12 protein-coding genes are annotated in these 13,923 nt (G+C 72.4%); 8 read left to right on the top strand and 4 right to left on the bottom strand.

Annotation, left to right across the window (positions count from 1 at the left end; translation table 11 throughout):
• The first annotated feature begins 46 nt into the window (after nt 1-46).
• The 4 genes from ASG05_RS15260 to ASG05_RS15275 all read left to right on the top strand — a co-directional run bounded on the left by ASG05_RS15260 (nt 47) and on the right by ASG05_RS15275 (nt 4,885).
• Nucleotides 47-1,606, top strand: a complete 1,560-nt coding sequence (locus ASG05_RS15260) for a carboxylesterase/lipase family protein (protein ID WP_056262776.1) — start codon at nt 47-49, stop codon at nt 1,604-1,606.
• Nucleotides 1,607-1,717: 111 nt separating this feature from the next.
• Nucleotides 1,718-2,998, top strand: a complete 1,281-nt coding sequence (locus tag ASG05_RS15265; protein ID WP_082486862.1) for an inorganic phosphate transporter — start codon at nt 1,718-1,720, stop codon at nt 2,996-2,998.
• On the top strand, nt 2,998-3,207 hold the full coding sequence (locus ASG05_RS15270; protein WP_056262781.1) for a hypothetical protein: 210 nt from the start codon (nt 2,998-3,000) through the stop codon (nt 3,205-3,207). The genes ASG05_RS15265 and ASG05_RS15270 overlap by 1 nt, the downstream gene beginning before the upstream one ends.
• A 160-nt stretch (nt 3,208-3,367) precedes the next feature.
• Nucleotides 3,368-4,885, top strand: coding sequence for an aspartate ammonia-lyase (locus ASG05_RS15275; RefSeq protein WP_056262784.1), 1,518 nt, complete (start codon nt 3,368-3,370; stop codon nt 4,883-4,885).
• Between the two features lie 100 nt (nt 4,886-4,985).
• On the opposite strand, the gene ASG05_RS15280 is transcribed toward ASG05_RS15275, so the two are convergent.
• On the bottom strand, nt 4,986-6,119 hold the full coding sequence (locus ASG05_RS15280) for a YihY/virulence factor BrkB family protein (RefSeq protein ID WP_082486863.1): 1,134 nt from the start codon (nt 6,117-6,119) through the stop codon (nt 4,986-4,988).
• Nucleotides 6,120-6,252: 133 nt separating this feature from the next.
• Between ASG05_RS15280 and ASG05_RS15285 the strand changes: the two genes are divergently transcribed.
• Nucleotides 6,253-7,647, top strand: a complete 1,395-nt coding sequence (locus tag ASG05_RS15285; protein WP_056262787.1) for a PrsW family intramembrane metalloprotease — start codon at nt 6,253-6,255, stop codon at nt 7,645-7,647.
• Nucleotides 7,648-7,660: 13 nt separating this feature from the next.
• Here the strand turns inward: ASG05_RS15285 and ASG05_RS15290 are convergent, their stop codons facing one another.
• Nucleotides 7,661-9,004 (bottom strand): MFS transporter, encoded by a 1,344-nt coding sequence (locus ASG05_RS15290; protein WP_235491542.1) that lies wholly within the window; start codon nt 9,002-9,004, stop codon nt 7,661-7,663.
• 240 nt (nt 9,005-9,244) lie between these two features.
• On the opposite strand from ASG05_RS15290, the gene ASG05_RS15295 reads away from it, so the two are divergent.
• From ASG05_RS15295 to ASG05_RS15305, 3 genes are all read left to right on the top strand, one after another.
• Nucleotides 9,245-9,619, top strand: coding sequence for an FKBP-type peptidyl-prolyl cis-trans isomerase (locus tag ASG05_RS15295; protein WP_056263224.1), 375 nt, complete (start codon nt 9,245-9,247; stop codon nt 9,617-9,619).
• On the top strand, nt 9,619-10,452 hold the full coding sequence (locus ASG05_RS15300; RefSeq protein WP_056262790.1) for an aldo/keto reductase: 834 nt from the start codon (nt 9,619-9,621) through the stop codon (nt 10,450-10,452). Before ASG05_RS15295 ends, ASG05_RS15300 begins: the two co-directional genes overlap by 1 nt.
• A gap of 157 nt (nt 10,453-10,609) precedes the next feature.
• Nucleotides 10,610-12,901 (top strand): UvrD-helicase domain-containing protein, encoded by a 2,292-nt coding sequence (locus ASG05_RS15305; RefSeq protein ID WP_082486880.1) that lies wholly within the window; start codon nt 10,610-10,612, stop codon nt 12,899-12,901.
• A 93-nt stretch (nt 12,902-12,994) separates the two neighbouring features.
• Here ASG05_RS15305 and ASG05_RS15310 read toward each other — a convergent pair whose 3' ends face one another.
• The gene (locus tag ASG05_RS15310) at nt 12,995-13,624 is read right to left on the bottom strand and encodes a hypothetical protein (protein ID WP_056262796.1); all 630 of its coding nucleotides are present in this window, start codon (nt 13,622-13,624) and stop codon (nt 12,995-12,997) included.
• Nucleotides 13,621-13,920, bottom strand: coding sequence for a protealysin inhibitor emfourin (locus ASG05_RS15315; RefSeq protein WP_056262799.1), 300 nt, complete (start codon nt 13,918-13,920; stop codon nt 13,621-13,623). Before ASG05_RS15315 ends, ASG05_RS15310 begins: the two co-directional genes overlap by 4 nt.
• Between the last annotated feature and the right edge of the window lie 3 nt (nt 13,921-13,923).

Here is a 13,923-nt window from a genome sequence, read left to right on the forward strand (position 1 = left end):
GGTGAACGGGCACGGTCGGTGGCCCGTCCCCCCGTAGCATCGCCCCGTGACCGCACAGCCCCGGGCGACCGCCCCGACCCCGGACCTCGTCCGCACCACCCGGTCCGGCGAGGTCCGCGGCGTGCGGGAGCGCGGGGTGCTCGCCTGGCGCGGCATCCCGTTCGCGGCACCACCGGTGGGGCGCCTCCGGTTCCGGGCTCCCGAGCCGCCCGCGGTATGGACCGGCGTCCGCGACGCCAGCCGGTTCGGGCCCGCCGCGCCGCAGGACCGCGTGCAGTTCGTCGGCGTCGACGCGACCACGCCGCTCAGCGAGGACTGCCTGACGGTGAACGTGATCTCACCCGACGGCACCGCGCCGGGTGCCGGGCTGCCCGTGCTCGTCTTCGTCCACGGAGGCGCGTACAGCGTGGGCTCGTCGCGCGAGTTCCCGAGACAGGGCGAGACGCTCGTCCGCGAGGGCGGCATCGTCTACGTCAGCCTCAACTACCGTCTCGGGGCGTTCGGCTACCTCGACTTCAGCCACTGGGCGACCCCGGACCGGCCGTTCGACTCGAACCTGGGCCTCCGCGACCAGGTGGCCGCGCTCGAGTGGGTCCGTGACAACGTCGCCGCGTTCGGCGGCGACCCCGACCGCGTCACCGTGTCGGGCGAGAGCTCGGGGGGCAACGCCGTCACGACCCTGATGACGGTGCCCCGCGCTCGCGGGCTGTTCCGTGGCGTCATCGCGCAGAGCTCGCCGCCGAACGCGATCTACCCGCCGGCCGTGACTCAGCGCTGGGCGGGGGAGTTCCTCGAGCTGCTGGCCCACGACCTGCACGACGACGACCTCGAGGCCACGAGCGTCGACGACGCGGCGGCCCTGCTCGCCGGGGCGCCGACGACGGCGATCGTCCGGGCGGCCAGCCGACTGCAGTTGCGCACCCCGGACGAGGACCCCGGCACGATCTGCTTCAGCCCGGTCATCGACGGCGAGTTCCTGCCCGAGCGTCCCCTCGACGCCTTCAAGGCGGGCCGGGCCCACCCGGTGCCGCTCGTCATCGGCACGAACGACCGCGAGGGCTCGGTGTTCACGGGGCGCCGCGACATCCTCGCGACCACGAAGCCGCGCATCCGCGCGATCTTCGCCGCGACCGAGAAGAAGGCGCGCAAGGCGATCAAGAAGCACTACCCGGGTCTGCCCGACCGGCCCGCCGCCCTCGACTTCGGCGGGGACTACGCGTTCTGGTTCCCGAGCGTCAAGGTCGCGGAGCGCCACGCGGTGCACCAGGACGTGCGGTTCTACCGCTTCGACGCGACGACGCGCATCCTGCGCACGGTCGGGGTCGACGCCTTCCACGGCCTCGAGCTCTGGGCGATCTACGACCGCATGGGGTCCGCCTTCGGCTGGGCCATGAGCCTGCTCGGCGGTCGACGGGCGTTCTTGCGCACGGCCGCCCGGACGCGCTCCCGCTGGCTCGAGTTCGTCCGCACGGGGGCCGTCGCCGACTGGCCGACCTACGACCCCCACCGTCGGCGCACGTTGATCATCGACGTGCGCGACCGGGTCGAGCACGACCCGCGGGGCGAGCGGCGACGGGCCTGGCAGGACTTCGTGCCACACGTCTGAGGCGCGCGCCCGGGGCGTCGACTCGACCCCGTCACCCGCCGTTCACCGGGATGTACCCCGCCGGACACCGCCGAGTTGACCCGCGTCCACCCACCTGTGACACTCAGGCCGGTGGACATCACACTCATCGTCGTCCTGGTCATCGCACTGGCACTCTTCTTCGACTTCACGAACGGGTTCCACGACACGGCCAACGCCATGGCGACGCCGATCGCGACCGGGGCGATGAAGCCCAAGGTCGCCGTCACGGTCGCCGCGATCCTCAACCTCGTGGGGGCCTTCCTCAGCACCGAGGTCGCCAAGACCGTCTCGGGCGGCATCATCCGCGAAGGCGACGGCGGGGTGCAGATCACCCCCGAGATGATCTTCGCCGGCCTCATCGGCGCCGTCGTCTGGAACATGTTCACCTGGCTCCGCGGCCTGCCGTCCAGTTCGTCGCACGCCCTCTTCGGCGGCCTGATCGGCGCCGCGATCGTCGGTGCCGGCACGGGGTCGGTCGACTTCGGCGTCGTGCTGTCGAAGGTCGTGCTGCCCGCCCTGCTGGCCCCGCTGATCGCCGGGGTCGTCGGCTACACCGCCACGCGCCTCGCCTACACGATCACCCGGCGACGCGACGACAAGAGCGAACGCGGCGGCTTCCGCTACGGCCAGATCTTCACGTCGTCGCTGGTCGCGCTCGCGCACGGCACGAACGACGCGCAGAAGACCATGGGCGTCATCACGCTGACGCTCATCGCGGGCGGGTTGCTCACCCCCGACTCCGGCCCGCCGTTCTGGGTGGTCGTCGTCTGCGCCCTCGCCATCGCGCTGGGCACGTACACCGGCGGATGGCGCATCATCCAGACCATGGGCGGCGGCCTGACCGAGGTCAAGCCCACGCAGGGCTTCTCGGCCGAGGCGTCGACCACCGCGACCGTGCTCGCCTCGAGCCACCTGGGCTTCGCGCTCTCGACGACGCAGGTGGCCAGCGGTTCGATCATCGGTGCCGGGCTCGGGCGACGAGGGTCGAAGATCCAGTGGGGCACGGCGGGCAAGATCGTCGTCGCCTGGTTCATCACCCTGCCCGCGTCGGCCGCCGTCGGGGCCGTGGCCGCCCTGATCGCCACGCTCGGCGTCACGGGGCTCGTGATCGACGCCGCCGTCGGCGCGGTCGTCATCGCCGGCATCTTCGTCATCTCGCGTCGCCGACCCCACGACCAGGGTTCGGCGATCGAGGTCGACGTCGCCGCGACCTCGGTGCTCTCCCGTCGCCGTGCGCGGCGCGCCGTCCGCAAGGGCCGCGTCGACACCCCGGCGTCCGGCGTCGAGGCCCCCTTCGTCCGCATGGACGACCCGCCAGAACCGGTCGCCGCTCCCCGGGGCACGACGCCGACCGACGACGAGGTGCGCTGATGATCGACTGGTCCGCCTTCGTCGTGGTCGCGCTCGTCGCCCTGTTCTCCGCCGCGGCCCTCGTCTCGCTCTACTCGCTGGGCCTGCGCCTCCTGACGGTCGAGGGTCGCACGACGGCCAGGACCGCCGCCGGGTACGCCTGCTTCGTGGTCTGCGCCCTCGGCGTGCTCTACGGCATCTACCTGATCGTCCCGGGCTTCCACCGCTGACGCCGACGTCGGCGTCGTCTCGTCCCCAGGGCGCGGGCGTCCCCGCCGACCGCAGCCGCGCCTCCTCGGCCGCCACCGGCCACCGGCCCCGCCGGTAGGCTCGACGGAGCGTCCGGTCGACGACGACCGGGCCCCGACTGACGACGGAGGCGCACCACAAGTGACGACCGAGACAGCAGCACCGACCCGCACCGAGACCGATTCGCTGGGCAGCCGAGAGGTCCCCGCCGACGTCTACTGGGGCATCCACACCGCCCGGGCACTCGAGAACTTCCCGATCTCGCAGCGCCCCATCTCGGTCTACCCCGACCTCGTCACGGCCCTCGCGCTCGTGAAGCAGGCGGCGGCGCGGGCCAACGTCGAGATCGGCGTGCTCGACCCGGTCAAGGCCGAGGCCATCGAGCGTGCCTGCGAAGAGATCCGCGGCGGGGCGCTGCACGACCAGTTCGCCGTCGGGGTCATCCAGGGCGGCGCCGGCACGTCGACCAACATGAACAGCAACGAGGTCATCGCCAACCGGGCCCTCGAACTGCTCGGCCACGCCAAGGGCGAGTATCGCCACCTCCACCCGATCGACGACGTCAACCGCAGCCAGAGCACGAACGACACGTACCCCACCTCGATCAAGATCGCGATGGTGCTCACCTTGCGCCGTCTGCTGGTCGAGCTCGACCTGCTCGCCGACGCGTTCGCGGCCAAGGGCGACGAGTTCCACGACGTGCTCAAGGTCGGCCGCACGCAGCTGCAGGACGCCGTGCCGATGACCCTCGGGCAAGAGTTCACGGGCTTCGCGCACACCCTGGCCGAAGACGTCCAGCGGCTGCGCGACGTCGTGCCGCTGCTCGGCGAGATCAACCTCGGGGCGACCGCGATCGGCACCGGCATCACCGCCGACCCGCTCTACGCCGACGCCGTGCGACGTCACCTCAGCACGCTCTCGGGCATGGACCTCGTGACGGCTCCCGACCTCATCGAGGCGACCAGTGACACGGGCGTCTTCATGACGCTGAGCGGTGCCCTGAAGCGCAGCGCCATCAAGCTCTCGAAGATCTGCAACGACCTGCGGCTGCTGTCGTCCGGGCCGCAGGCCGGCATCAGCGAGATCACGCTGCCGCCTCGCCAGGCCGGGTCGTCCATCATGCCGGGCAAGGTGAACCCCGTGATCCCCGAGGTGGTCAACCAGGTGGCGTTCTCGGTCGCGGGGGCCGACGTCACCGTGACGATGGCCGCCGAGGCCGGTCAGCTGCAGCTCAACGCCTTCGAGCCGGTCATCACGCACTCGGTCATGCAGAGCCTGCAGTGGATGACCTACGCCTGCCAGACGCTCCGGGTCAACTGCGTCGACGGCATCGAGGCGAACCGGGCCCGGCTCACCCAGCAGGTCGAGACCAACGTCGGCAGCGTGACCGCCCTCACGCCCTACATCGGCTACACGGCGGCGGCGGCGATCGCCCACACGGCTCTGACCACGAACGCGGCCATCGCCCCGCTCGTCGTCGCGGCCGGCCTGATGACCGACGAGCAGGTGCGCAAGGTGCTCTCGCCCGCCCGCCTGTCGGGCCTGTCACCGGTCACCAGCGCGATCACGATCATCGACGTCGACGACCCCGCCGCGGCGGTGGCGCGGGCGGCCAACACGTCGGGCGCCCGCAACCCGGGCGACGAGACCGCCGGCTGAGGCGACCCCGTCGAGGAGGCGCGGTGCCGGTCGACCGGCACCGCGCCTCCTGCCGGTGGTGGCGTCCCGTCATCACGGCCGTGCCGGGCCGTCGCGTCGACTAGGGCGTCGAGGGGGCGTGGCTCGTCGGGTCGACCTGGTCGGCCCGGCCGGCCGCCGTGGGGCGTTCGTCGGCAGGGCGGTCGCGGTCGGCCCGCAGGTGGACGAGTCGCAGGTCGTCGGGCTCGAGCACGCCCCCGTTCTCGCGCAGGGCGCGTTCGCGGATGCGCCGACCGACCCGGACGTCCCAGGCGAGGTTGCGCGCCAGGATGTGGTTGCGGGCGGTGTCGCGCAGCGGCAGGGGGATGACCTCCTCGGCCTGCACCCCGCGGCGCAACTGACGAAGGCGCAAGATCTCGCTGTCGAGCTCGCCCCCGATCACGAGGACGAAGTTGCTGATGTACGCGTAGAGCAGCACGACCACGACGCCGCCGACCCAGCCGTAGAACCGATCGTAGTTCGACACCGTCGCCACGTAGACCGCGAAGCCGACGGTCGCGACGGCCCACCCGCCGAGCGCGACCATGGCACCGTACGACACCCAGCGCAGGCGGGGCGGTCGCACGTTGGGGGTGAAGAAGTAGAGCATCGCGACCGAGAGCACGGCCAGGGCGACGAGCACCGGCCACTTGACGACGTTGTAGAGGTCGGTCCACGGGCGGCCGATGCCGAACCGGGCGGCGACCGCGTCGCTGAGGGTGGGCGTCACGAGCAGGATCACCGCGATGACCGCGAACGACACCATGAGCACCAGGGTGACGATCATCATGTGGCCGCGGAACTTCCAGATCCGGCGACCCTCCTCGACTTCGTAGGCCGTGTTCATCGCCCGCCCGAAAGCCGTCGTGTAGGCCGACAGCGACCAGAGGGTGAGCCAGAGGCCGATGCCGAACGCGACGCCCGGGTTCGACAGGCTGAGCATCTGCTCGAGCGGCCAGCGCAGCGTCTCGATCGCGTCCGGGGTGAGGACGTACCGGGCGACCGACAGGATCTCGTCCACGGCGTCGCCGTCCTCGACGAACAGGGCGACGCCCGAGACGAGGGCCAGGGCTCCGGGGACGAGCGCCAGCATCGAGAAGAACGTCAGCGAGCCCGCGGCGTCGATCGTGCGGTGCCGGAGGAAGTCGTGCCACACCCGCATGACCACGTAACGCACGAGTGTCGGGTCCTCGGGGAGGGAACGGGTCGTGGGCATCCTGCGAGATTACCGGGCCGGACGCACGGGTGCGCCTGCGGCGCGGGCACCGGTGCCCCGCCCCCGGACGCGGCCCGCGGCGTCCCGCCCACGGGGCCGCGCCGACCCCGCCCTCAGCCCGTAGGGTCGGGGCATGACCTGGTCCGACTCCCGGGGCGTCGGGCACGACGCGTACGGACGCCCTCTGACGCCCTACGCCGTCCCCACCGGCGCCGCGCCCGGTCAGCCCACCGGTCTCGCCCGTCCCGTGCTCGGCCCGGTCGCGAACCCCGAACCGGTCTGGTACCCCGTCCAACCCGTCTTCGCGCAACCGGCCCCGAGGCGTCGGGTCGAGAGTGCCGTCGCGCTCGCCGTGGGATTCACCGTGATCGGCACGTTCGCGGTGGCCGTGGGCCTCTACTTCTTGATCTTCGTCCAGCCCGCGGTGCTCCTCGCCGGCAGCCTGCTCGCCTTCGTGCCGCTCGCGATCGTGCTGGTCGGCATCTGGCTGGTCGACCGGTGGGAGCCCGAGCCGCGCGTGGCGCTGCTCTTCGCGTTCCTCTGGGGTGCGGCCGTCGCCGTCGGCACCGCCCTGATCGTCGACGTGGCCCTGACGACGGCCCGGGCGGCGCTCGGCGTCCGGTCGAGCGGGCTCGAGGACGTGCTCGGGGCGGTGGTCCAGGCGCCACTGGTCGAGGAGGGCGCGAAGGGGCTCGGCGTCCTGCTCGTGCTGTGGATCTTCCGGCGCCACTTCGACGGACCGGTCGACGGCATCGTCTACGCGGCGACGGTCGCGGCGGGCTTCGCGTTCGTCGAGAACATCCAGTACTTCGCGCTGCAGGTCGGCGAGGACTTAGCGACCGGCAGCCGGGGCCTGGCCTACGTCTTCTTCGTGCGGGCCCTGATGTCGCCCTTCGCCCACGTGATGTACACGGCCTGCACGGGCTTCGCCCTCGGCCTGGCGGCCCGACGGACCGGCCCCTACGGCGCGATCGGCTGGTTCTTCGTCGGCCTCGTGCCCGCGGCGGGCCTGCATGCGCTCTGGAACGGCGCGCTCTACGTGGTCGGGGACGGCTTCTTCGCCTACTACCTGCTGGTGCAGGTGCCGATCTTCGTGGCGATGGTGCTGCTCGTGGTGTTCCTGCGGCGCAACGAGCGGCGCGTGACCCACGACCGGCTCGCCGAGTACGCGGCCGTGGGCTGGTTCAGCGCCGACGAGGTCGGCATGCTGTCGTCGAGCGCCGGCCGCCGCCGGGCGCGGTCGTGGGCGGCGACCCGGGGCATCCGGCCCGCGATGAAGGTCTTCATCTCGAACGCGACGAGGCTGGCCTTCACCCGCCAACGCCTGGTCAAGGGTCGACGTGCCCTCGACGCGGCCGTGCAGCGCGACGAGGCCGAGCTGCTCGACGCGCTCACCGTCAGCCGCCTGGCCTTGCAGGCGCCGCCCGCGGCGTTCGTCGGCTACCCGCAGCACCCGGGCTGGCCTCCCCAGGTGCCGCCGCGGGTGCCGCCCCACCCCGGGTCGCCGCAGTCCGGGCCCGGGTGGTGACGCACGCCGCGACTCAGGGCGTCGGCGCCTCGGCGTCGTAACGACCGAACGCGGGCGTGAGCCGCGCGACGAGGGCGACCAGGGCGACGACGAGCAGCCCGCCGAGCAGGGGCGGCCAGAACACGGCGATGCCGGCGACCAGCCCGACGAACAGGTCGCCGACGCGCGGGCCGCCGGTGACGACGACGATGAAGATGCCCTGCAGGCGTCCGCGCATGGCGTCCGGCGCGGCCGACTGCAAGATGGTCGAGCGGAAGATCGAGCTGACGTTGTCGCTCGCGCCCGCGCCCGCGAGGGCGAGTGCCGCGCCGCCGAGTGCCACCAGGTTGGCCTGGTCGAGGCCGGCCGTGACGCTGCCCCCGTGGGCCGGCGTGACGAGCAGCACGACGCCGAAGGCCGCGATGCAGACCCCGTACGCGGTGATGGCCCACCGCACGGCGACGCCCTGCCGGCGCACGTGGCCGAGGCGTCCCGAGAAGACGCTGCTGAGCAGGGCTCCCACCGCGAAAGAGGCGGAGAGCACGCCGACCGTCACCGCGCCTCCTCCGATCACGAGGGTGCCGACCACCGGGTAGAGCACCCGGGGCATGCCGAAGGTCATGGCCACGACGTCCATCACGAAGGTCGTGCGGATGTTGGGCGACCGCTTCAAGAACGCCAGGCCGAAGCGCAGCGACTCGAGGCCGGGGCGCTGGGTCTCGCCCTCGGGCCGGATCGGCGGCAGCGTGACGATGCCGAGGAACGCCGTCGAGAACAGCACGACGTCGACGGTGTAGGTCAGCGGGAACCCCACGCTCGCGACCAGGACGCCGGCCAGGGCCGGCCCGACCGTCAGCATCAGCCCCATGCTGATGCCGCTGAGGGCCGAGGCGGCCGGCAGCAGTTCCCGGGGCAGGAGGCGCGGCACGATCGAGGCGCGAGAGGTCGCGATCATCGTCCCCGCGACGGCGTTCACGGTCGTCAGCAGGTACAGCAGCCACACCTCGTGCAGGCCGAGGTAGGCGTGCAACGCGATGGCCGCCGTCGAGAGCCAGGCGAAGACGGCGGCCACGAGTGCGACCTTCCGCCGGTCGAACGCGTCGGCGAGCATGCCGCCGTAGAGCCCCGCGAGGATCATCGGCACGAGCGAGACGACGCCGACCAGGGCGACGGCGAAGGTCGACCGGGTGATCTCGAAGATCTCGAGGCCGACGGCCACGAGCGTGAGCTGCGTGCCGATGCCGCTGACGGCGCTGCCCGCGAACAGCCGGGCGAAGGCGGGGCTCGTGCGGAGCGGCGTGACGTCGACGAAGAGCGGGCGTCGGACGGGCGCGACGGGGCGTGGCGACGACGGGGGCGGGGGCGGGGTGGTGGTCAAGCTGCCATTCTTGCCGATCGTGCAACGATCCGCAGGCCCGGTGCCCCGGGCTCGGGGCCGCAGGTCCAGGTGTCGCCACCGTCGGCCGATTTGGTGCGAGGGGTCGGTCGGAGTAGCGTCCATGTGTTCGCATCGATGACGTCATCTCGGTGCGGATGTCGGGTCGGCTCCTCGAGCCTCGCAGGGAGGACGCGAGCAGCCGGCCCGCCCCCTCGCCGCGTCGGTGGTTGGATGGCCGGCATGACTCACGACCCCCAGACCAAGCCCGAGATCGACGCCCCGACGGGCCCCGCACCCACCGAGCTGCAGATCACCGACGTCACCGTCGGTGACGGTGACGAGGCGCAGTCGGGCTCGACCGTCAACGTCCACTACCTCGGCGTCGAGCACGACTCCGGCGAGGAGTTCGACTCGTCGTGGAGCCGCGGCGAGCCCATCAACTTCCCGCTGCAGGCCCTCGTCCGTGGCTGGCAGGAGGGCATCCCCGGCATGAAGGTCGGCGGACGCCGCGAGCTCGTCGTGCCGCCGCACCTGGCCTACGGTCCCGCCGGCGGCGGGCACCCCCTCTCGGGCAAGACGCTGATCTTCGTCATCGACCTGCTCGGCGTCAGCTGATGACGGTCGCCCCCTCGGTCGGCCTCAACGACGGCCGCACGCTGCCCCAGCTCGGCCTCGGCACCTACGGGCTGAACGGCGACGAGGGCACGACGCAGGTCGTCCAGGCGATCTCGTCGGGCTACCGCCTGCTCGACACGGCGCTGAACTACGGCAACGAGGCGGCCGTCGGCGAGGCGGTCCGTCAGAGCGACGTGCCCCGTGACGAACTCGTCGTCACGACGAAGCTGCCCGGCCGGCACCACGGCTACGACGAGACCCTGGCGAGCTTCGACGAGAGTCGTGCGAACCTCGGACTCGACTTCGTCGACCTCTACCTGATCCACTGGCCGCTGCCGCGCATCGACAAGTTCGTCGACACGTTCAAGGCGTTCGTGCGTCTGCAAGAAGACGGCCTCGTCGGCTCGATCGGCGTCTCGAACTTCACGGCTGAACACCTGCAGCGCGTCGCCGACGAGACGGGCGTGGTGCCCGCCGTCAACCAGGTCGAGCTGCACCCGTACTTCCCGCAGGCCGAGCTGCGTGCCGTGCACGAGAGCATGGGCGTCGTCACCGAGAGCTGGAGCCCCCTCGCCAAGCAGAGCGAACTGCTCCAGGAGGCGCGGGTCACCGAGATCGCGCGGGCCCACGGCAAGACGCCCACGCAGGTCGTCCTCCGCTGGCACGTGCAGCTCGGAGCCGTCCCCGTGCCGAAGTCGGCCGACCCCGGTCGGCAGCGCGAGAACCTCGACGTCTTCGACTTCGAGCTCACGCCCGACGAGGTCGAGTCGCTCAGCGGCCTCGAGCGCGGCCGCCTCTGGGACGGCGACCCGCTCACCCACGAAGAGTTCTGACCGGTTAGTCCCCGCGACCTGCAGGAGGCGCGCGCGTCCCGTCGAGGACGCGCGCGCCTCCGTCGTCCCGGCGCCGTCCCGGCGCCTCGGACGGGGCTCGCTGTCGGTGGTCGGAAGCTAGACTGGCGTGCCGACTTTTCCCGAAGGGTACGTACACCTGTTGTCATCCGAGATCGACCGCGAACGCGCCTACGTGGGCACCCTCTACGACCGCCTCGACGAGCTGAAGGCCGACGCCCGCGTCCGTCTCGAGCGCACCCGCCGCGAGACCGTCGGTGGCAACCACCAGAGCCGCAGCGAGCGCGACGCCTACGCGCGCCTCTACGAAGACACGATCGTCCAGCTCGGCTCGGTCGACGAGCGGCTGGCCTTCGGGCGGCTCGAGCTCGAGACGCCCGACCTGCTCGGCCAGACCGGCGACGTCGACCGTCCGGCCGAGCCGGGCGAGGGCGGCCGGTACCGCTACATCGGCCGCATCGGCCTGCGCGACGAGTCGCACCACCCGATCCTGCTCGACTGGCGCGTGCCCGGGGCGAGCGCCTTCTACCAGGCGACCGCGGCCACGCCCATGGGGGCGAGGGCCCGGCGCCACCTGACGCTCGAGGGCCGCACCGTCACCCGTCTCGAAGACGAGGTGTTCGACCCCGACCTGCTCGACCGTGACGACGTCCAGCTGCAGGGCGAGGGCGCGCTGATGGCGGCCCTGACGGCACAGCGCACGGGTCGCATGACCGACATCGTCGCCACGATCCAGGGCGAACAGGACCGCATCATCCGCTCGCAGCTCGACGGCGTGCTCGTCGTCCAGGGCGGCCCCGGCACGGGCAAGACGGCGGTGGCCCTGCACCGCGCCGCCTACCTGCTCTACTCGCACCGCGACCGGCTGAAGGGGTCGGGCGTCCTGGTCGTCGGGCCGTCGCGGTCGTTCCTGCGGTACATCGAACAGGTGCTGCCGTCCCTCGGCGAGAGCGGCGTCGTGCTGTCGAGCCTCGGCGGGCTCTACCCCGGCGTCGAGGCCCAGACCGACGACGCGCCCGAGGTCGCCGCGCTCAAGGGCTCGGCCGAGATGGCCGAGCTGATGCGGCGGGCCGTCCGGTCGCGTCAGATCCGCCCGAGCGAGCCGACGACGATCGACATCAACGGCGAGCGACTGGTCGTGCGTCCCGAGCTCGTCGGCGAGGCGATGCGCAAGGCCCAAGAACGGGGCAAGCCGCACAACGTCGCCCGCGTCACCTTCAACAAGGCCGCCCTGTCGGCCCTGACCCGCCAGCTCGTCGACCAGATGCGCGAGCACGGCACGACCGTCGACGAGTCCGACGAGGCCGTGCTGCGCGAAGACATCCGGCAGTCGCACGACGTCCGCGTCCTGCTCAACACCGCGTGGTTGCCGCTCAGCGCCGAGAAGCTCGTCGAAGACCTCTACGCCCGACCGAACTGGCTGGCCTCGATCACCCCGCGGTGGACGCCCGAGCAGCGCGCCCTGCTGCGACGCGGGCGCGGGGCGGGCTTCACGGTCTCCGACGTGCCGCTGCTCGACGAGGCCGCCGAACTGCTCGGCGAGTTCCAGGCCGGCGTCGACCCCGAGCGCCTGGCGCGCAAGGCACAGCGCAAGCGCGACATCGAGAACGCCGAGCGGGCCATCGAGAACATGGGCGTCGAGGGCATGGTCAGCGCCGAGCAGATCGCCGGCGGGTTCGCCGAGCGGGCGGCGTCGATGACCACCGCCGAGCGCGCCTCCGGCGACCGCACCTGGGCCTTCGGCCACGTCGTGGTCGACGAGGCGCAAGAGCTGTCGCCGATGCAGTGGCGCCTGCTCTCACGCCGTTGCCCCCTGCGGTCGTTCACGGTCGTCGGCGACATCGCCCAGGCCTCGAGCCCGGCGGCCGCGACGTCGTGGGACCGCGCCCTCCAGGCCCTCCTCGGGCGGCGTCGAGGAGGCGCGGCGCAGGGCACGTCGGCACCCTGGCGGCTCGAAGAACTCACGGTCAACTACCGCACGCCCGCGCAGATCGTGGCCTACGCCGAAGACGTCGCGACGGCGAGCGGGCTACGGATCACCCCGAGCCGGTCGGTGCGCTCGAGCGAGTGGCCGGTGCGCGAGGTGACCGGCGCCTCCTCGAAAGACGACTTCGTCCGCGCCACCGTCGACGCCGTCCGGGCCGACCGGGCGATCGACGCCGACGGCACGCTCGCCGTCATCGCGCCCGAGCAGGCCGTCACGGCCCTGGTCGAGGCCCTCTCGGCCGAGTTCGCCGGGCTGGTGGCGCCCGGGTCGGCGTCGCTGACGAAGCCGATCTCGGTGCTCAGCCCCGCGACGTCGAAGGGCCTCGAGTTCGACTCGGTCGTCGTGGTCGACCCCGAGCGGGTCCGGCAGGCGACCCGGCGCGGCAACGCCAGCCTCTACGTGGCCATGACCCGGCCCACGCAGCGCCTCACGATCGTCTCGTAGGTCGCGCCGGCGGGGCCGGTGGCCGCGGGCCAGCTCGGGTCGCCGGTGTCGGGGTCGTCCGGTACCGGTCCGGTACCGGGCGTCCGGGCCGGCTCAGCGGTAGTCGGGTGGCCAGGCGAAGGCGGCGGGCGCGGTGACTGTCTCGCCCACCGGTGCCAGGACGAGGTCGATGCGCTCGAAGTCCCGCAGCGGGATGCCGGCCGGGTCGGAGGTGTAGGGGCTGCCGCCGACGAAGGTGTGCAGCTCGAGGCCGTCGTCGTGCCCGAGCGAGCCGACGCCCCGTCCGTCGAGCGCGACGTCCCACTCGGTGAACAGCTGGCCGAGCACGAACGTCTCGCGGGTGGGGGACTCGACGTGCACGATGCCGCTCGTGTCGTGCGTGTGGATCTCGGCAGCGAACTTCTCGTCGGAGTCGTGACCGATGTCGCCCGGCACGGTGACCGCTTGCCCGTCGACCGTGATCGAGAGGTGGGCGTGCACGTGCATCGCGAGGTCCTGGCCCCACACGTTCTCGAGGCCGGCGGCGGCCGCCCGGGTCTCGAGCTGGTCGGTCGCGGGTCGACCCCACGGAGGCGCGGTCACGGCCCCGCGGACGTTCTGTGGGTTGCCGCCCTGCACCACGGCCACGCCGACGCTGCCCGCCACGAGGACGACGAGGGCGAGCAGCCCGGCCAGCACCTCGCCCGAGAGCCGCCGCCGGGGGCGCCGGGTGCGGTCGCTCATCGTGCCGCCCCGGTCTCGGCCTCGGAGGTCGTGCGGACGCGGTCGACCAGCTCACGCCACGGCCCGGTGACCTGTTGCTCGGGCAGCTTGGCCTTGCGCGTCGGGCGGGTCTCGGCCGTGATCACCCAGACGAAGCGGTCGGGCTGCACCGCCTGGGCCGCGCGGGGGGCCTGAGACCAGGGCAGCCGGTCGATCAGGACGAGCCACGACTCGGTGTCGGGCTCGGCGTCGACGTCGACCGACCAGCTGCGGGTGAGGCCGGCGAAACCCCCGGAGCGCGAGACGGTGACCTTCATGGG

The sequence above is a fragment of the Frigoribacterium sp. Leaf186 genome (genome assembly GCF_001423905.1).
GTDB lineage: Bacteria > Actinomycetota > Actinomycetes > Actinomycetales > Microbacteriaceae > Frigoribacterium.